Genomic DNA, 18,700 nt, shown 5'->3' with positions numbered 1-18,700 from the left:
TCCCTGTCTCTCGCAGGTCAATCGGCAATTGTTAATTAGGCAGTTCTCCTGGCTTCAGTTTAACGTTACTTTGCGCCTTCCCAAAAACTTCAGTGACCGAGAGCATTTCACCCTCTATGCAAAGTACCTCGCTGTTACAGTGGCGTGACCGCTTTGGCTTGTACCAAATTCTCTATTAAGTCAATAGACACCTAACCCAATCATATGTGATTTTTCTCATCGTAGCATGCGGTATATACAGTGTCAATAAACATATAGGGGTACAGCTATCCCTATAAAATCTACACTTTTCAGCTAAAAAGAAGCTAAAACTCAACCACTAAGCAGAGTTTTAGCTTCTCATTAGGACAATCTGTAGAAAGGTCCTTAAAATCCTATAATTTATTTTTATCGATTAATAACTTTTCCTCTACAATTCAAGGCGCATTTGATACCATTTGGCACCGCCATGATCCGACGTTGACGCCCCTTCATTTACAAAACCAAACTTGGCGTAATAGTGAATCTTTTCTTCCTTACAGGTTAGAATTACGCCCTTTCGGTTTTCCTCTCTGGCCAATTCTATGAAAGCCTCTATCAACTGACCACCAACACCACGATTACGGTATTCAGGCATCGTATTTAGACCAAAAATCATCTGCCATGCGCCATTGGGATTATGTAGCGAAGCATCGGCGAACATCTCATCCGTTAAGACTTCATCATCAGATACGAAGCCATCGATAAAACCAATTGGTGTAGTTTCATCAAAGGCAATTAAAAACTGACCTGCATAATGGTCTAATCGTTCCTTAAAAGCCTCACGAGGCGCCGCCTCTGCCGGAGGAAAACAAGTTGCTTCAATATATGTAACTACATCTAAATCTGCGGTTGTCGCTTTTCGTATTAATATATCCATATCCTTCTCCATCATATCTACATATCGGTTTTAGTATATACCGTTTACATAACAAAGGCTACACGCAACTCTATGTACGTGTAGCCTTTTATTAACAATTTGACCAGTTATTTGCTATACAAATTATCCGACCAATCATCTTTTCGTATATTTAGGTACATTACGATATTGCATCGGCAAGGAATTATCTTTTATTTTAAAGCCATGCTTTTCATAAAATGAAGCATTCTTACTTTCACCAATCATAACATTAATGTACAAGTAAGACTTGTAAGCCTCTTTCACCATTTCTAGCAAATGACCAGCAATACCTTGGCCATGATACTCAGGATGAACCAACACATAATTAATGAAGCATACTAGCTCGCTATCATCCATGACACGAATAAGACCGACTAAACGGTCACCGTCCCAAGCAGTAATCACGCGCGACGAATTCATCAAAGCCTTGTATAATCGGTCAGGATATTTACCTACCACCCAACGAACAGATAAAAACAGTTCTGCTACCTGCTGAGGGGTAAAGTTTTTTTCTTCGGTATAGGTAATCGCCCTATCGCCCTTAACGATATTAATCATGCTACTGCCTTTTCTAATCCATTTATCAACTATATCTTAGGTGTGTGACACAACTTCCTTAGGATTCCACCAAATTATAGCAGACCGCGAGGAAATCAAGCATTTATTGTCCTTAGATTTGGCTATGATTTCTTTTTTGATTTGTTCCTCTGCTGCTGGCGTTAAGTCTCCATAGTACTGTTCGTATATGATCTTTCGGCACTCGATTTCATCTTCTACAGTACGTTCACATCTATAATCAATGATGCTTACATTGGGTGAGCGCCCTTGTGAAAGTAACATATTATACAGAATTTGAAACTCTTGTACATCAGATTTGCTAGCTTCCCGAGGATTCTTCCAATCAGGAATGCCAGCTACGATTGCACAATAGCCTTTAGAATATTGTTCCATTTGTAAAAGCCGAGGCCACACATCAGGGAACATCCAAAGCACAAGAGATATGGTTACCAGATCAAATCGAAAATCTGGAGAGCCGTCTTGAGGTAAGTCCTGCACCAATTCTTCAATGATATTAATGTTCTCAACGTTTAATTCTTTGGCATTTTCTTTAAGGACTGCCACCATGCCCTTTGACGGCTCAATAGCAGTAACAGACTGTATGTGCTGTGCAAATGGAATAGTAAAAGACCCAGGGCCTGCACCTATATCTAGCATGGTAGAATCAGGATTTAACACACTACTCAAAGCAGCGTACACCTTACGACCAAAGTCGTAGTCATTGCTTTTACGCATGAGAGAAAAGTCATTGGCTCGCTTGTCCCAATACTCTAATAATGGATTCGCCCGAATCCCTTTCTCACGATCATAATAACTTTGTTTCCACATTTCATTCCAGAACGAAAAATCTGTAACTTGCGGTGCCATACGAAACCTCCTGACTTAATCTAAATTCCTCATTTCTCGGATAAACTCTTCTGCCTCTTGCAGATTCTTAGGGAACTCAAAATAAATACATTGCTCATGTCCACAATAAGGATTACGGAAGTCATAGCCGCTCAATAACAAATACTCGATGATTTTCCATTCTTTGTCATTAGATTTTTTAGGAGCCTTGAACTTCTCGTTCACAAAGTACATCTTGCTTTTGCATGTAGGACAAATTTTGTTTTTATTGAACAGCTCGTAGTTTGTGCCCTCCGACAAAGAGATCCTACAGTTGATACATACATTTTTATAACCCATAGCTATTTACTCCCATACGGTTTATGTTGAAAGATTTCTTTTACAATCCCTTCACCAACAATATTTCCGCCTTCCATAATAAGAAACTCAGTACCTGCTTGTAGAGCTGAATAATCTATGGTTTCATATACTGGTAAAGCGTTAGCTTGAATAGGTTTATCAAAGATGACATCTTCACCATCAATAAAATTGATACCAAGATATTCCTCAGTACCTTTTATAACAAAATGAGGATAGTATATTCCATTATTTAAATTCGGTGGAGTTCTCCTCTTCTTGCTGAAGAAAGTAACTGTACAGCCAATAGTAAAATCTAAATTACTCATTTCGGGCCTCATTCAACTACATATACCATATCACCTTTATAGTATATGTTCATTATACAATGTACGGGATTTCCTTCGGTCCATAACCATCCTTGGAATACAGCGTGACCCCAATTATAGGTCTCCGTAATGACCTCGAATTCACTATAGTCATTTTAACATAAGGCAACTTAACCTCGTGCATCTCTCCAATATTTAAATGCTATATCAATAATGTCTCTATCGCTTCCGTTCAAACCTAACCATATAATGACATAAAATATCTTCCGCTCTAAGCTTATAGATTTTTAGTAATTGATTAATTTTACTTATATCATTAAAACTTCCATTCTCACAAAGCTCTCTATAAAAATTACGAAAATTTTTTCTTAATAATTCTAATTCAATTTCAGTAATTACTCTCATATTTTCATCCGGAGAAGCATTATTTTCAATAATTTTAGAAGGATGAATTAAAATTGGTACACAATTATTTGGATATACGTATTCCCTTTCAAACCAATTTATTGCCCCTGATAATTGATTGCAATAATCTTTTTTAATGGTATCAGTTTTGGCCTCATTTTTACACTCAATAACTAAATATTGATTTGCTCCTAATGCCCATAAATTATCAGGTCCATATCCACCCGTATCTCTATCAGGTCTTGAGCATACAAATCCTAGCAATCCCCCTATTTGATTTAATCCCTCCTCAAACTTATTAGATGTACTACCCATAGATAAATTTGAAAGCACCTCGTCTATATGGATCAATAGCTCATTTAGCATATAGTCTTCACTATTAAATTGCGAACTAATAGCTTGAGCTTGTGGGATGGTATTTAATGTTCGTTGATACGCAATACCCTCTATAGGTAACAAAATAGACGAACTTAAGGTTCTACCATATTTTAATATCTCTTGCGAAAGCGCTGAATCAAATTTATTAGTATATTCAGCTTGAATTTGGCAAAGATATCCTTTCGTACTATCATCAGCCTCCCTATCTTTAACATCTTTAATAATATCTGCTGCATTCTTCCATTGCCCCTTTAAAGATTCTTCAAAAGCTTTTCTCTGAGCAATTATTTTATTATCAACTCTTAACTCACTTGAATACTTTATTTTAGATAATGTTTCTTTACAAGTTTTTATCCATTCTGGATTTTTTTCTAATGAATAATTTACAAGTTCAAAAATCTGATTAATAGAAGGCTTCAATCCTACTTCACTTACCAATAAATCCCATAATTGTTTTGATAAATCATATTGACATCTAGTTGCTACACTAAAATAATCTATACCTTTATTTCTTAACAAAACATTTGACAATTCATTTCCCATAAGAATAATACAACATTCATCATTATTAGATCGGACACCTCGTCCCATTCCTTGTTCAATTCGCTGTATTTGTTCCCTCAATAAAATTGTGCTATTAGAATCTATACTTTGAATATAACGCGCTTTAATGCTATTTAAAGGTGGAAGTCCATCAATTACTAGCAATCTACAGCAATCACCAGGCAGGTCAATACCATCATATCTATTGACTAAAATTATTTTCCCTATATGCTCACCTTTTTTTAACATATCAATAATTTGTTCAATATTATCTTTGCTCGCAGTTTGATTTCCATCTTCATCCCAAAATTTTGCCCTTGCAAAAGATGGTACTAATATCACTACATTATATTTATCAGCTATTTTCTCCACTTCTGTTTTTATATCATTCTCAGATATATCATTATTTATATGCTTTGGAAAAATAACTAACCTATCACCAATATCATTAGCATTCTCTGGCGTAATAATACAGTTCATATCATCTTTATTTAAGCCTAGTGTAGTAATAAAAACACCATCATCTGCTAATGTCGCACTCATAAATATACGACGACGAGCTTCTTTAAGGCTAGATATTTGCTCTATATCAATTCCTTTAGGAGATATCTCAATTGAAGAAGAAGTAACGATACAGTCACATGTATCTAAACTACTTTTAATTAACGGCAAACCAAAATATATATTAGTATTAGTATTATCTTTATTCTGATAATTAGATAGTAATCTATAAATATTATCTTTCTCTCTTTGCCATTCCCAATAAGGTACAAGCATAGTTTTACTCTTATCCTTTAGCTCAATAATATCAATATAACTATTGGGATTATAATCTTTTAAGTAAGCACCAAAGATATTAATTATTTCGTCATATACTTCACTTTCTACACCAATCTTAATCATAAATTGGCTAACAATCTTATCCATACAAGCATGTACATCATCAATAATAATACTACCTATGGGATAATTACTACCATCATTTCTCATACCAAAATAACTATGTCCATTTACAATGGTTTGAATAGACGTTATCAGAATCGCTTTTGAATTTGAATAGTAGTAATCTTCTTTATTATCCGTTACCCGAATACCTAAATTATTTGCTTCATTAATAACCTGCTTTACCAGATAATTATCTGGCACAACATATACTGCAGGGCCTTCACCTTCATTCAAACAACTCTGAAGCATAACCAATCCAACTACTGTTTTACCACTACCAGTATTCATTTTTAAAATTATATTTTTTTCGTTTCTCTTTTCAAACCATTTTTTCCAAACCTCACTCTGAACATCTCTAGGATATCCATAGCTAACATCTTTTGAAGGAAGTGTCATAAAAATTTCTCTTGGTTCTATTGCTTTCGGCTTAGTACTAGGATTAAGTCTTGATAAAAGATCCATAACAATGCTCCTCATGTTTTAATTACCAAACTTGTCAAATTATACTAGTAATTCATTATCATATTATTTTCTTTCATCCCTCTCTCTAAAAATTATCTATGTTCTAACACCTATTACAAAACACAAGAACTAATTTTAAATAAAAGCCTCCCATCAATTTGATGGGAGGCTTTTTATGCATACTAAAAATTCAATAACTCCCTTTCAAACTTATTCTTTTACCTTTCAGTTGAATTCAGAATTACTCAAAAAAGTACAGTTAATGAATTTATAAATCAATATTTACTTATTATTCCCACTCAATTGTAGCAGGTGGTTTAGATGTAATGTCGTACACGATACGGTTGATGTGTTGTACTTCGTTTACGATACGACGGGAGATTGTGTCCAATACGTCATAAGGGATGCGTGCCCAGTCAGCAGTCATAAAGTCTGTTGTTGTTACGCCACGCAATGCCAATGTGTAGTCGTATGTACGGAAGTCACCCATAACGCCTACAGTACGTGTAGATGTCAATACTGCAAAGTATTGGTTGATGCTTCGATCAAGGCCAGCTTTTGCAATTTCGTCACGGAAGATATAATCCGCATCACGCAAGATGTCGAGTTTGTCTTTAGTGATTTCACCCATTACGCGGATAGCAAGGCCAGGACCTGGGAATGGTTGACGCCATACAAGGTAATCAGCCAAGCCTAATTCGGAACCAAGTTCACGCACTTCGTCTTTGAAGAGGTTGCGCAATGGTTCGATAAGCCCTTTGAAGTCTACAACTGCAGGTAAGCCACCTACGTTGTGGTGAGATTTGATAACTTCCGCTTCGCCCGTACCGGACTCGATAACGTCAGGGTAGATTGTACCTTGTGCTAAGAAGTCAACGGAACCGATTTTACGACCTTCGTCTTCGAATACGCGGATGAATTCTTCACCGATAGCTTTACGTTTCGCTTCTGGATCTTCAAGACCAGCCAATTTATCTAAGAAACGTTTTTCAGCATCGACACGGATGAAATGCATGCCGGAATCTTTGAAAGCTGCTTCTACTTCGTCACCTTCGTTTTTACGCATCAAACCATGGTCAACGAAGATACAAGTCAATTGGTCGCCCACAGCTTTAGAAATAAGAGCTGCCGCAACGGAGCTGTCTACACCGCCGGACAAAGCCAATAATACTTTGCCATCACCAACGGTTTTGCGGATATCTTCAATAGCAGATTTCGCATAGTTTGCCATTGTCCATGTGCCTGTGAAGCCACAAACTTCGTACAAGAAGTTGTGAAGCATTTCTTTGCCATGTTCAGTGTGCAATACTTCTGCATGGTATTGCATAGCATATAGTTTACGTTCTGTATTTTGCATGGATGCAACAGGGCAATCCTTCGTATGTGCTACGATTTCAAAGCCTTCAGGAACCTTTGCTACATAGTCAACATGAGACATCCATACGACTTGGTCTTCTTCCAAGCCTTTGAACAATGGAGATGTAGTGTCCACTTTAGTAGGTGTTTTACCGAATTCACGGTTGTCCGCAGATTTAACTTCGCCACCCAATGTATGCGCCATAAATTGCATACCATAGCACATGCCAAGAATAGGAATACCAAGTTCAAAAATCTCTTTCTCAATTTTTGGAGAGTTTTCTTCATACACGCTGTTAGGACCGCCTGTGAAGATGATACCTTGCGGTTTCAATTCCTTAATTTTATCCAGCGCTTTGTTGTATGGATATACTTCGCAGTATACGTGATTTTCACGAACACGGCGCGCGATCAATTGGTTATATTGACCACCAAAGTCAACAACAATTACAAATTCCTTGTTTTCCATGCCTTCCTCCATATGCATCTATTTGTGAAAGTATATTCACTATTTGTTATGCCCATACATACCTGTACTGGGGCGCGTTTTTCCGAACTAAACGCTAATTTTTCATTACATTTTATTATACCATAGGAAGTATAACGACTCCATATATTCCGTATGTAGATTATAAATAAATCTTTAATGTTCGGATTTCTAACTATCACTCTTTAAGAGCTTTCCGTATGTAAGTCAATTTGCTAACAACGCTGAAAGATATCTAGCTATCACTTTTTAGGAGCCTCTCTCTTATACATTTTTACAGCGCCCACGGGACAGATAGAATAGCAGTCGCCACAACTGATACAACCTTTTCCAATGATAAATCGAGTTTTCCCTTCGGTGATGCATTGAACAGGACAATCCTCAGCACAAGCACCACATTTAACGCAAGTGTCATCGATATTAAACTTTAGATTTCCCATTATACATCACCTCCTATCTACGGTGTATCTGTGCCAAGCTTAACATTATCTACTTTTACTTCTTCTTATTTAATTCACTATTATACGCAATAGCAGAATAGATTGCCTTTGCCACGCCTTGGTGGTTATTGTCTGTCGTTTCATAGCGTGCCGCTTCTTTAATGTTCAGCTTGCTATTGCCCATGGCTACACCAGCGCCCGCAAAGCGTAGCATAGATAGGTCGTTTTCACTATCCCCTAGTGTCATTACCTCATCAGGGCTTAAGCCCCAATGTTTTGCCAAGGCTTCTACGGCTGTGCCCTTTGTAGTGTGGGGCAAGACGAATTCTAAATTACCTTCACTAGAGAGCAGCACATCATAGAAACGTTCACGACCTGTACCATCGTGGGATAAACCTTGGTATTCATCGCGCAAGTCTTGCAAGATACGTTGACGCATCGGTTCATCACCGTAGAAGATCTGAATCTTCTCAGGCCCTTCGTCTAAGGATTCCATATGAGCTAGCAAATCACATACCATTGTCCGCGTAGCCAAGATAAATGGACGAATATTGGGTCTAAAGAAGAAATTGGATTGCTCTATTTCACATTCAGACATCTTTACCTTTGCTGCTTCGTTGCCTTCCGCCAATGCATAGTGGTCGTATGTTGCGCCTGGCAGGCGAGTGTCTCCTGTACCAGAAATCTGATTTTTTGTAATAGGCAGATGATTATCCATCATGCCATGTGACCCCTTTTTATCTCCTTCATTGCGTTCGCTAGCACATACGCCTAAGCGTTCAGGTGTAATACATCTAGACGGAGGATACATGCCAAAGATTTGGTCTTTCACATAGGCCTCTACATAAACGCCATAGGTTAACAGTTTGCGCAACAAATGTAGTGCTTGTTCTTTATCAAAACTTACGTGGAATAGACTGCGGTTTTCATCCTTATCCATCACATAAGCGCCATTGGTGCACATGAAATAGCGCAAGCACGGCAGTTTTTCAATGACATCATTCATCTCATTCCAAGCGCGGCCAGAAGCAATGGCTACGCAGATGCCACTTTCACGAGCGGCACGAATCGCCTCAATAGCATCCTCAGGAATTGCCTTTGCATCGGTTACCAAGGTGCCATCTACATCAGATGCGATGAATCGAATGGGCTTATCCCCAGTGAGGCCTATATAATTTTTTATTTCTAATGTTTCAGTCGTGGCCATACATCCTCCTTCTGTTCCTTCTATTCCCTTTATTCTTTTTATTCCTTCTATTCCTTCTATTTAGAATTATTAAATTCGGCTACAATTTCTTCTAAGATTTCTGGGTGTTCTACCAATCGCAATACTGTGCCACCAATGATATTTGCACCGTCGATGATAGTTTGTTCAATGGTAGGCTCTAACATGGCAGCAGCAAATTCTTTAGAATGACACACCTTTGGCTCGCCTACCAAGCGCAATTTAGGATGGAATGCCGCACATTGATAACTTACATTGCCAATATCTGAGCTACCTCCAAGAGCTGCTGGGCCAGGCTCAAAATCGAGGCCCATATCGGCCATTACCTCTTCGATAAGCGCTGTGCCACGATTGTTTTGGTTCATATCATCATAAGGATTGCCGTAAAACTCTACATCCACAGTTGTACCTGTACAAAGGGCCCCCCCTTCAAAGATTTTTTTGATTTGCTCAGATAAACCATTCAAGTACTCACGCTCTGTGTGACGCACGGTGACCTCTAGTTCACCGAAGGCGGGAATCACATTGGATGCGGTACCTCCAGAAATGATCCATGTGCCGATGCGCGTTTCAGGGCGCACTTGTTGGCGCATCATATCCATAGCATGGATGGCAAGTTGCACACCATTTACCGCATTGACGCCATTCCAAGGCTCACCAGCTGCATGGGCTGGCTTACCGTGATACTTAGCACGGAAGCAGTCGAGTGCCAAGAATTGTGAGTTAGGACGCGTTTCTTCGCCGTCGAGATGCACCATAATGGCAAAATCGTATTCTTTGAACACCCCTGCATTGCACATATCCACCTTACAGCCCATCGCTTCTTCGTCTGGTGTACCGATAATATCGATGTCCATGTTGAAAGCTACGCCTTCTTGTTGCATTTTATGTAGTGTCAATGCAGCTAGCACGCTCATAGAGCCGCTGGCGGAGTGACCGCATGCATGGCCTACCTCTGGCAGTGCATCGTATTCACAAAGTATGGCTAAACGACCTTTTGGGTTGTCTACTTTCACAACAGACGACTTAAAGGCAGTTGGCAAATCACAGAATTCATAGATTACGTCCATGCCGTGTTTTTCGAGAACAGCGCCTATGGTTTTAACGGACTCAAACTCCTGACTGGAAATCTCAGGATTCTTGGCTAATGTGTAATTAATGGTAAACGCATCAGGTGCGAAGCTTTTACAAAGATCAGCAAAAGTAGTTGTAAGGGACATATTGCCTCCATGTATATAACCACATTATTGTAAAGGATTATAATACTCTACAATAAAGAATAAAAAACTCGTTTACTCTTAATTATACAATGTTATTGCCTATTGGTGTAAAATTCCGTACAATATAAACAGAAATGTATAAACCATGTATATGGATGTTTGAGGAGGATACTATGTTTAAGTTCAAAAAATTGACAGCCATCGCCCTCGTAGCGGTAGCAGCAATGGGTTTATTGGCTGGTTGTGGCAACGACAAACCTAAAATGACACAACAAGAAGGTGTATTGCGTGTAGGTTCTGAAACTACATTCCCACCATTCGAATTCACTGAAGGCGACAAATACGTTGGTTTCGACGTTGATTTGTCCGAAGCAATTGCTAAAAAACTTGGTTTAAAAATGGAATTCAAATCCATGGGCTTCGATGCTTTGATTCCAGCAGTTCAATCTGGTGATATCGACATGATCGCAGCAGGCATCAATGCTACACCTGAACGTGAAAAAGCATTGGACTTCTCCGATGTATACTTCGACCAAGGCGGTTTCATCACAGTTGTTCGTAAAGACAACACAACAATCCACAACATGGATGAATTAGCAGGTAAAACTGTAGGCGCTCAAATCGGTACAATCCCGGTTGAAATGGCTCAAAAAATTCCTGGTACAACAGTAAAACAAATCGATTCTAATGCTAATATCTTCATGGAATTGAAAGCTGGTACAATCGACGGTGCTATCATCGATAATGCAGTTGCTATGTACTACCTCAAACAAGGTGCTGATCAAGACCTTAAACTTGTAGGCGAACCTACTAAAGCTGAAGGTACAGTTCTTGGCGTGAAAAAAGGCAACAAAGCTTTACAAGAAGCTGTTAACAAAGCTCTTAAAGAACTTAAAGAAGACGGCACTTACCAAAAAATCTACAACAAATGGTTCGGCGATTACAACAAAAAATAATATGTATTCCTAAGAACTAGGATACATAATAACCCCTCTGAAAGATTGCAGACATCACATAAAATTTGTGACAGCAGATTTTCTTCAGAGGGGATTTTTTTATCATTTGAATCCAATACATGCTGAAGGCTCTGTATTATGCATAGATATAAATTAGAAATAGGCTAGTATATTGTGAGAACAGGTAATCGATAGCAGTATGATATCAATAGAGAACATGCAGATATACTAGTATTTTCTCTTTTACGGTACCTCGCGTTCGTTATATAATAAATATGTATTTACTGTATACATGTATAAAAGGAGGCCTAATGGCACAGTACTTTACGGAACGCCTGCAAAAGGTCTTCCACATGATTTTTACATCCTACAATCAAAAAATGGCTCAAGAAGGCTTACGTCAATTGGAGCTCATCGTCAATAATCAGCAAAATCCAAGTCAACTAAAAGATAGAGCCTTACGAAACGACAAGACAAGCCGTCTTGAAAGTGATATAGACACTAAAGAGGACGCTCTCAAGATAGCCAATGACCCAGAGGCTCGAGAGCTAGGTGACGCCTATGCACTCTTGGCACGCGTCTATGCAGGGCCTCGCTTTACCTGGGAAGAGTCTAACTTTCCAGAGGATAATATGCGCACCTATCAGTGCTTGCATGATAGCATTCGCCGCTGTAGCCCTATCGGCACATTACAAGCTTTGCGCATTAAAGGCTCCATTACGCCTACCGTAGAGAAGGATATGCAAATTTCCTTCGACGAAGCATTTCGCATTGTCTATGATTACGCAAACCAAGGCGATGCCTATTGCCAATATGTTATAGGCAATGTCTTTTTCTGGCGTGATGATAATCGCATCAGCTCCGCTGAGACTATGCTAACACCTCCGCCTATGAGTTGGACTAAACGCATTCAAAGAAGCCTTACAGCAAACTCTGTGCAGGATCGCATCGCCGCTTTGCAAGGCACTGTGCCAGATGAAACATTACAAGAAAATGCATCTAACCTTGCGAAAGAGTGGTTTAACAAGGCCCTCGACAACGGTCTTGCTATGTTCCAAGGGAACTTGCGCAATATCTATATCGATGAAGCCGATTTCAGCAATGCGCGCCGTGTCGCTAGGACTGCGGCCGAACTTGGCAACCCTGCCATGATGTTATATACAGGCCTCGACTGCCATGAAAATGGTAAATTCGAGGATGCTTTCACATGGTTCACTAAAGGTGCCGCCTTAGGTCAATCTGAAAGTATCGCAGAATTAGCGGATTATTACTATCATTTCTATGATGCTAAAGCGTTACGTTCTACGATTCCCTACGATCCGGTAAAGGCTATCGGTCTCTACCGCCGTGCGGCAACGAAACAGTTTAGTGATGCAGGGTACACCGCCTTACAGGCAGCCTTTGGCTATATCTTTCACATAGGCCACCTGCCTCTTGACTGGGGTCTCATTGCAGATTTAACACATATGGCGGCTACAAAAGATCGCTTCATATTCGCCTTGCCCTATATCGGATACATGCGAATCCACGGTTTAGGGGTAACGAAAAATATACGCTTTGGTGTGCAATCATTACTACGTGTCTTAGACGAGGAACAACGAGCCTTTGAAGAGGAGAATCGCGTTCTGTTCTATGATATTACACGCGCTTTAACACGTGTTGCTTTAGGTTATGCCTACGAAAAAGGCTATGTAACTGGCAAACCAGATTTAGATCAAGCCGTATCCTATTACGAGCAATCCCATCAATATATCTTATCTCATAAAGCCAATTTAGATCCGGAGCTAAAAGATATTCCTATCGATGACGAAGCAGAAGAACGCTTAGCAGCCTTTGAAGAGGTCGATGGTCATTGGCAATACAAAGAAGGTATTGCCGAGTCAACTACTACGGTGCGCCCTGCGCCTACCAACAGGCCTCAAAATGCGGCCCGCTTATCTGTAACCATGGACGACTTCCTATGGGATACAACCTTGTACGACTGGCAAACCATTGAAACCGCCTTAGAGTCACAAGAAGAAATGAAGCTCAGCTTTTACAATCATTTCCTATCCGTCCCAGATACATTGCGCAATATCTTTAAGGTCGATGTAAAACGGATGCTACGAGATCACTATCAAATAAGGCTACATGGTTATGATCCATCAGAAGGACATGAAATTATCTACAAGTCCATTTACGACAAAGAAAATACCATAAACCTATTGAAAGAGCTTTACGATAATCATCAATTGCCTAGCCTCGAAGATAATTGGACTATCGAAAAGAACGAAGAAAAGCCAACCTGGCATTACGTGCTCGATGTGGATCAACAGCCGTTTTTGCTAGAGGAATACGATGATGCAAACGCTATGATTCAGGCTGCCTTGCAAGGATTAAAAGAGAAAAAGTACGAACAAATTAATATTCGTACTCATGACTTTGTGGGCCCATCCTATTTCATTTTTAAAGGCAAGCAATCGACCCCATTTAGAGTGCAGCTCTATCTGAAAGAGTCCGCCCGTCATACCATCGATGACGATGGAAACCAACAAGACACACCTGGTAAGACCTACTTATTTGAACAATATGTGGGGAACGAGGTGTCCTTAAACTATTGGATTCAAAAAACAATAAATACCTTGGAAATCCCTGAACTAGATAATTGGAAACAGTTAACAGTACCAAAGGATTTACAAACATAAAAAAGACCATCCCCAGTGAACTGCAATCCAAAAATTGTGTCCAATTTTTGGAAGCGAAGTTCAGAGGATGGTCTTTTTTTTATTATAATGTTTTTACAACATCGGCACAGCGTGCACAAAGTGTAGGATGTGCACTATCTTGACCTACTGTATCGCGATGAATCCAGCAACGTTCACATTTTTCGAGACCAGAGGCAACAACAACTGTAGCAACACCGGTTTCTTCGTCTTTTACAGCCTCTGCTGGTGCAGCGCCGTTCACGATGTGAGCTTCGGATACGATAACGAGTTTAGCCAAGCCTTCTTCACCAAGGGCGTTCAATGCGTCGAATGCAGCACCTTCAGCGTATACTGTAACGGATGCGTCTAATGGATGACCGATTGTTTTGTCTTGACGAGCAAGTTCCAATGCTTTTTGTACAGATGTACGCAAGTCTAACAATTGGTTCCATTTGTCAGCCAATTCTTGGTTGAAGTGTTCTGGATGACCTTGTGGCCAATCTTGAAGCATAACGGATTCGCGCATGCCCTCTTCTTTAGGCATGTATTTCCAAACTTCTTCCGCTGTGAAAGAAAGTACTGGAGATACCATGGCTACCAATGTTTTCAAGATTTCGTACATCGCTGTTTGAGCAGAACGACGAGCTACATCGTTTTTGCTTTCAGCATACATTGTATCTTTCATTACATCAAGGTAGATGGAACTCAAGTCCACTGTACAGAAGTTATGAATTGCATGGTACAACATGTGGAATTCATAGTTTTCGTACGCATCAGTAACCTTTTGACGCACTTCTTCTAAGCGTAGCAAAGCCCATTTATCGAATTCGGACATATCTGCGTAAGCCACTTTATCGGTATTCGGATTGAAGTCATCCAAGTTGCCGAGCAAGAAGCGGAATGTATTACGGATCTTACGGTATACTTCGGATAATTGTTTTACGATGTCTTTGGACAAACGTACGTCTGCTTGGTAATCTGCAGAGGATACCCACAAACGCATTACATCGGCACCGTATACATCGATGATGTCGCTTGGAGCCACTGTATTACCTACAGATTTAGACATTTTGCGACCTTCACCGTCCACAACGAAGCCGTGAGTCAATACGGAGTTGTACGGTGCTTTACCAGTTGTGGCTACTGCAGTCAACAAGGAAGAGTTAAACCAACCGCGATGTTGGTCAGAACCTTCAAGGTACATAGCACATGGTACGTCAAGATCATTAACTTCAAGTACGCCAGCCCAAGAGGAACCAGAGTCGAACCATACGTCCATGATGTCTGTTTCTTTTTTGAACTCATCATGACCGCAATGAGGACATTTGAAGCCTTCTGGCAATAATTCCTTAGCGCTGTGAGCCCACCAAGCATCGGAGCCTTCTACAGCTACTTTTTCTTGCAATGCTTTGATAGTATCATCGTTGATGATGTGCTCGCCACAGCTTTCACAATAGTAAATAGGAATTGGCACGCCCCAAATACGTTGACGAGAAATTACCCAGTCACCACGGTCGCGCACCATGTTGAAGATGCGGTCATGGCCCCATTTAGGAATCCATTGCACTTGGTTGTCGATTGCATCAAGCGCTTGTTGACGGTACCCATCTACAGAGGAGAACCATTGTTCTGTAGCGCGATAGATGACAGGATTTTTACAACGCCAGCAGTGAGCGTATTGGTGACGCAAGCTAGATTTGTGAAGCAATGCATTATTGTGCGCCAAGATTTTAATAACAGGCACCTCTGCATCGTGAATTTCCACGCCAGCCAATGGGAATTCAGTATCGCCATAACGGTTGTCATCTACTTGTTTAGTATAGTTACCAGTTTCGTTAACAAGAGAAATGATAGGAAGCTCAGTTTTACCTTCCTTGTTATAACGCATAACGATGTTAAAGTCGTCTTCACCGTGTGCAGGCGCTGTATGTACGCAACCAGTACCGGCTTCAAGTGTTACATGGTCACCGCATAATACAGTGGATGTACGTTCTACGAATGGATGTTTAAATTCAGCTAATTCTAAGTCTGCCCCAGAGAAGCGGTTTACGATTTCGTAGTTTTCGATACCAATATCTTTCATAGCTGCGTCAACAAGTTCAGTAGCCATCAAGTAGTATTCGTCGCCTACTTTTACCCAGCCATATTCAAGCTCAGGGTTAACGGAAATAGCTACGTTGGCAGGCATTGTCCAAGGAGTAGTTGTCCAAATAACAGAGTATGCTTGTTTTGAATCTACGCCAGCTGGCAATGTGACCTTTTTCTCGGATACGTAAGGGAATTTTACGTAAATGGAGAAGGATTTTTTCTCAGCATATTCGATTTCTGCCTCTGCCAATGCAGTTTCGCAGTGCGTACACCAGTATACAGTTTTAAGACCTTTATAGATGTGACCGCGTTTTGCCATTTCGCCGAAGATGCCAAGTTGTTTAACTTCGAACTCAGGACGCAATGTCAAATACGGACGGTCCCATTCGCCTAATACACCAAAACGAATGAAATCTTGTTTTTGTGTTTCTACGCATTCTAATGCATATTCCTTACATTTATTGCGCAAGTCCAATGGATCCATTTCATGACGGTTAAGACCAGTGTTTTTAATAACCGCATGCTCGATTGGTAAACCATGTGTATCCCAACCAGGGATGTAGCGAGTATAATGACCAGTCATTGTTTTATATTTCATGATGATGTCCTTCAACGTTTTGTTGAGGGCATGACCGATATGCAATTTACCGTTCGCATATGGAGGGCCATCATGCAAAATGAAAGGTTTTGCGTCTTTACGCAACTCCAAACGTTTTTGATAAATCTTGTTATCTTCCCAGAATTTTAAGATTTCTGGTTCGCGCTTAGGCAAATTGCCGCGCATTGGGAATTCTGTTTCAGGCAAATGTAACGTCTTACCGTAATCCATGCTGTTGCTCCTTTTACATAAAAAAATCGCCCGCCCCCGAAGGGACGGACGTCATATCCGTGGTACCACCCTACTGACTCTCGTTACTTGTGAAAGCCACTTAAACATATAACGGTGTTCACCGGCGGCGTTGCCGCTTGCTCCAAAGTGATCCGCAAATCTCTAGATTTCCAAACCTTTCAGCCCATGAGTTTGGTCTCTACTAAATCCGTCTGAGACATGCCGTCTTTTTCAACGCAATATTCATATAATAGATAATTATAGGACTCAAACGGGGAAATTGTCAAATACTTCATTTCTAAATTTAACAGAACCTACATCCCCTATTAAGCAAAAGAAAAAGCCTACTTACGTAGGCTTTATTGTATATACAATTATTAGATTGCACTCATGAGAATTAATTCAAGAATAATAATTGCAATGCACACGTACATGAATTTACGATCCATGTCGTCAGTTGGAGTTTCTTTAAGACCAGTGCGAGCGGCTTCTTCAGCAGTAATTACTTCATAGCTCATTGGAGATCCGTATTGGTTATCACCTTCATCACCCTTTTGAGCGAGTAGATAAATAACATAGATAATACCAAATGGAATGAAGCTAATCAAAAGCATCCAACCACTTTTACCAATGTCATGTAAACGACGAGCAGCAAGACCAATGGAAGGCAATAGAATTGCAAGATTATATACTATGGAAATAAGACCTACAACACTTGCTAGCGCAGTATCCATTACAAGAGCACTCAATACATTGAAGATACCAGCAATAACAATTGTGATACCATAGAAACGCCAATATTCACTGCGGCTTGCACGACCTTTGAAATTAGCATAATTACCCATAATCGTATGTTTAAAATTATCTACATACGAAAGATTTTTGATAGACAAATCAGTCATAATCTTCTCTCCTCTAGAAATAACAAATAAATTCTTCTTGAAAATATTATATCATTACTGTTGACGATTTTGAAAATGAATGTCTATATGTTTTGGGAATAACTTATGCTTTATATTTCATTATAGGATACATCATAAACTACATCGCACTAGTCATAAGTAGTTTATCTACCAAGAACCAGAGTACAAAGATAGCGCAGAATAGTCCTGCTGTTAGTCCCATAGATGGCGTAGTATCAATAAGACCTAATTCACGGGCCATTTGTTTTGTTACGACCACTTGACCTGTAGGGGGACCAAAGCGATTTGGTTGGCTTTCACCAGGCAGAGCCATAAGGATCAACAGGATAATAGTCCCTATTACAGGGATGAATCCAATAAATACGAGGCCCCCTGAGCGGCCTTGATCGTGTAAACGTCGCACTGAAACAGCCACGCCAGGGATAACCATAATCACGGACAAGAGGACAAGGATGACCAAACCAAAACCTACGCCTACTACGCTAGATAGTGGACTAATATAGCTCAAAAAAGCACAAGTAAATAGAATGGCCACAAACAACAATTGATAAACTAACAAGAAATGCCAATATTCACTACGACTTGCACGACCATCAAAATCAGCATATTTATAAACCAAACATTGTTTAAAGTTTTCAATCAAGCCTAGATTGTATTTATCTAACGAGATTTGTGGTCTACTAACATGCCCACATTCTGGGCAGTAACAATCTGTTTTCAACACTTCATGTCCACAATAGGGACAAGATTTCATAATAAACTCCTTCTAGC

The 18,700-nt window shown here is 39.8% G+C and carries 15 protein-coding genes and 1 riboswitch; of the genes, 2 read left to right on the top strand and 13 right to left on the bottom strand.

All coding sequences use genetic code 11. The features are described 5' to 3' along the window. Positions 1 to 21: 21 nt before the first annotated feature. Positions 22 to 210, bottom strand: a riboswitch (cobalamin riboswitch). Between the two features lie 199 nt (positions 211 to 409). From FNLLGLLA_RS00970 to FNLLGLLA_RS00925, 10 genes are all read right to left on the bottom strand, one after another. Continuing rightward, the gene (locus FNLLGLLA_RS00970) at positions 410 to 898 is read right to left on the bottom strand and encodes a GNAT family N-acetyltransferase (protein ID WP_174892174.1); all 489 of its coding nucleotides are present in this window, start codon (positions 896 to 898) and stop codon (positions 410 to 412) included. 135 nt (positions 899 to 1,033) lie between these two features. Beyond that, positions 1,034 to 1,477, bottom strand: a complete 444-nt coding sequence (locus FNLLGLLA_RS00965) for a GNAT family N-acetyltransferase (RefSeq protein ID WP_174892173.1) — start codon at positions 1,475 to 1,477, stop codon at positions 1,034 to 1,036. A gap of 36 nt (positions 1,478 to 1,513) precedes the next feature. Continuing rightward, a complete protein-coding gene (locus tag FNLLGLLA_RS00960) occupies positions 1,514 to 2,344 on the bottom strand; it encodes a class I SAM-dependent methyltransferase (RefSeq protein WP_174892172.1) in 831 nt (276 codons plus the stop codon). A gap of 15 nt (positions 2,345 to 2,359) precedes the next feature. Beyond that, a complete protein-coding gene (locus FNLLGLLA_RS00955; protein WP_227065624.1) occupies positions 2,360 to 2,557 on the bottom strand; it encodes a hypothetical protein in 198 nt (65 codons plus the stop codon). A 107-nt stretch (positions 2,558 to 2,664) separates the two neighbouring features. After that, positions 2,665 to 2,988, bottom strand: coding sequence for a hypothetical protein (locus tag FNLLGLLA_RS00950; RefSeq protein WP_174892170.1), 324 nt, complete (start codon positions 2,986 to 2,988; stop codon positions 2,665 to 2,667). 219 nt (positions 2,989 to 3,207) lie between these two features. After that, positions 3,208 to 5,721, bottom strand: coding sequence for a DEAD/DEAH box helicase family protein (locus tag FNLLGLLA_RS00945; RefSeq protein WP_174892169.1), 2,514 nt, complete (start codon positions 5,719 to 5,721; stop codon positions 3,208 to 3,210). A gap of 289 nt (positions 5,722 to 6,010) precedes the next feature. Next, positions 6,011 to 7,546, bottom strand: a complete 1,536-nt coding sequence (gene guaA / locus FNLLGLLA_RS00940) for a glutamine-hydrolyzing GMP synthase (RefSeq protein WP_021147641.1) — start codon at positions 7,544 to 7,546, stop codon at positions 6,011 to 6,013. A gap of 260 nt (positions 7,547 to 7,806) precedes the next feature. Beyond that, the gene (locus FNLLGLLA_RS00935; RefSeq protein WP_008715202.1) at positions 7,807 to 8,004 is read right to left on the bottom strand and encodes a 4Fe-4S binding protein; all 198 of its coding nucleotides are present in this window, start codon (positions 8,002 to 8,004) and stop codon (positions 7,807 to 7,809) included. A gap of 55 nt (positions 8,005 to 8,059) precedes the next feature. Continuing rightward, positions 8,060 to 9,211: an HAD hydrolase family protein gene (locus FNLLGLLA_RS00930; RefSeq protein WP_174892168.1), complete on the bottom strand. Its 1,152-nt coding sequence runs from the start codon at positions 9,209 to 9,211 to the stop codon at positions 8,060 to 8,062. 56 nt (positions 9,212 to 9,267) lie between these two features. After that, positions 9,268 to 10,449 carry an amidohydrolase gene (locus FNLLGLLA_RS00925; protein ID WP_174892167.1) on the bottom strand — a complete coding sequence of 394 codons (1,182 nt, stop codon included), beginning with the start codon at positions 10,447 to 10,449 and terminating at the stop codon, positions 9,268 to 9,270. A 173-nt stretch (positions 10,450 to 10,622) separates the two neighbouring features. On the opposite strand from FNLLGLLA_RS00925, the gene FNLLGLLA_RS00920 reads away from it, so the two are divergent. Further along, the gene (locus FNLLGLLA_RS00920; protein WP_004694101.1) at positions 10,623 to 11,405 is read left to right on the top strand and encodes a basic amino acid ABC transporter substrate-binding protein; all 783 of its coding nucleotides are present in this window, start codon (positions 10,623 to 10,625) and stop codon (positions 11,403 to 11,405) included. Positions 11,406 to 11,716: 311 nt separating this feature from the next. Then, the gene (locus FNLLGLLA_RS00915; protein WP_004694103.1) at positions 11,717 to 14,089 is read left to right on the top strand and encodes a tetratricopeptide repeat protein; all 2,373 of its coding nucleotides are present in this window, start codon (positions 11,717 to 11,719) and stop codon (positions 14,087 to 14,089) included. 82 nt (positions 14,090 to 14,171) lie between these two features. On the opposite strand, the gene ileS is transcribed toward FNLLGLLA_RS00915, so the two are convergent. From ileS to FNLLGLLA_RS00900, 3 genes are all read right to left on the bottom strand, one after another. Beyond that, complete coding sequence (gene ileS / locus FNLLGLLA_RS00910; RefSeq protein ID WP_174892166.1) at positions 14,172 to 17,006, bottom strand: isoleucine--tRNA ligase; 2,835 nt, start codon at positions 17,004 to 17,006, stop codon at positions 14,172 to 14,174. 377 nt (positions 17,007 to 17,383) lie between these two features. Beyond that, positions 17,384 to 17,908, bottom strand: coding sequence for a DUF805 domain-containing protein (locus tag FNLLGLLA_RS00905; RefSeq protein WP_232054996.1), 525 nt, complete (start codon positions 17,906 to 17,908; stop codon positions 17,384 to 17,386). 139 nt (positions 17,909 to 18,047) lie between these two features. Continuing rightward, positions 18,048 to 18,683: a DUF805 domain-containing protein gene (locus FNLLGLLA_RS00900; RefSeq protein ID WP_174892165.1), complete on the bottom strand. Its 636-nt coding sequence runs from the start codon at positions 18,681 to 18,683 to the stop codon at positions 18,048 to 18,050. Positions 18,684 to 18,700 lie beyond the last annotated feature (17 nt).

The sequence above is a fragment of the Veillonella parvula genome (assembly GCF_902810435.1).
Taxonomy (GTDB): Bacteria; Bacillota; Negativicutes; order Veillonellales; family Veillonellaceae; genus Veillonella.
The sequence above is the reverse complement of the archived record's forward strand: the minus strand, read 5'-3'. Positions and strand labels throughout refer to the sequence as shown.

Bases quoted from the DNA above. Each gene is read 5' to 3' on its own strand.
- FNLLGLLA_RS00970 (WP_174892174.1), bottom strand. From the start codon at position 898: ATGGATATATTAATACGAAAAGCGACAACCGCAGATTTAGATGTAGTT.
- FNLLGLLA_RS00965 (WP_174892173.1), bottom strand. From the start codon at position 1,477: ATGATTAATATCGTTAAGGGCGATAGGGCGATTACCTATACCGAAGAA.
- FNLLGLLA_RS00960 (WP_174892172.1), bottom strand. From the start codon at position 2,344: ATGGCACCGCAAGTTACAGATTTTTCGTTCTGGAATGAAATGTGGAAA.
- FNLLGLLA_RS00955 (WP_227065624.1), bottom strand. From the start codon at position 2,557: ATGTACTTTGTGAACGAGAAGTTCAAGGCTCCTAAAAAATCTAATGAC.
- FNLLGLLA_RS00950 (WP_174892170.1), bottom strand. From the start codon at position 2,988: ATGAGTAATTTAGATTTTACTATTGGCTGTACAGTTACTTTCTTCAGC.
- FNLLGLLA_RS00945 (WP_174892169.1), bottom strand. From the start codon at position 5,721: ATGGATCTTTTATCAAGACTTAATCCTAGTACTAAGCCGAAAGCAATA.
- guaA (WP_021147641.1), bottom strand. From the start codon at position 7,546: ATGGAAAACAAGGAATTTGTAATTGTTGTTGACTTTGGTGGTCAATAT.
- FNLLGLLA_RS00935 (WP_008715202.1), bottom strand. From the start codon at position 8,004: ATGGGAAATCTAAAGTTTAATATCGATGACACTTGCGTTAAATGTGGT.
- FNLLGLLA_RS00930 (WP_174892168.1), bottom strand. From the start codon at position 9,211: ATGGCCACGACTGAAACATTAGAAATAAAAAATTATATAGGCCTCACT.
- FNLLGLLA_RS00925 (WP_174892167.1), bottom strand. From the start codon at position 10,449: ATGTCCCTTACAACTACTTTTGCTGATCTTTGTAAAAGCTTCGCACCT.
- FNLLGLLA_RS00920 (WP_004694101.1), top strand. From the start codon at position 10,623: ATGTTTAAGTTCAAAAAATTGACAGCCATCGCCCTCGTAGCGGTAGCA.
- FNLLGLLA_RS00915 (WP_004694103.1), top strand. From the start codon at position 11,717: ATGGCACAGTACTTTACGGAACGCCTGCAAAAGGTCTTCCACATGATT.
- ileS (WP_174892166.1), bottom strand. From the start codon at position 17,006: ATGGATTACGGTAAGACGTTACATTTGCCTGAAACAGAATTCCCAATG.
- FNLLGLLA_RS00905 (WP_232054996.1), bottom strand. From the start codon at position 17,908: ATGACTGATTTGTCTATCAAAAATCTTTCGTATGTAGATAATTTTAAA.
- FNLLGLLA_RS00900 (WP_174892165.1), bottom strand. From the start codon at position 18,683: ATGAAATCTTGTCCCTATTGTGGACATGAAGTGTTGAAAACAGATTGT.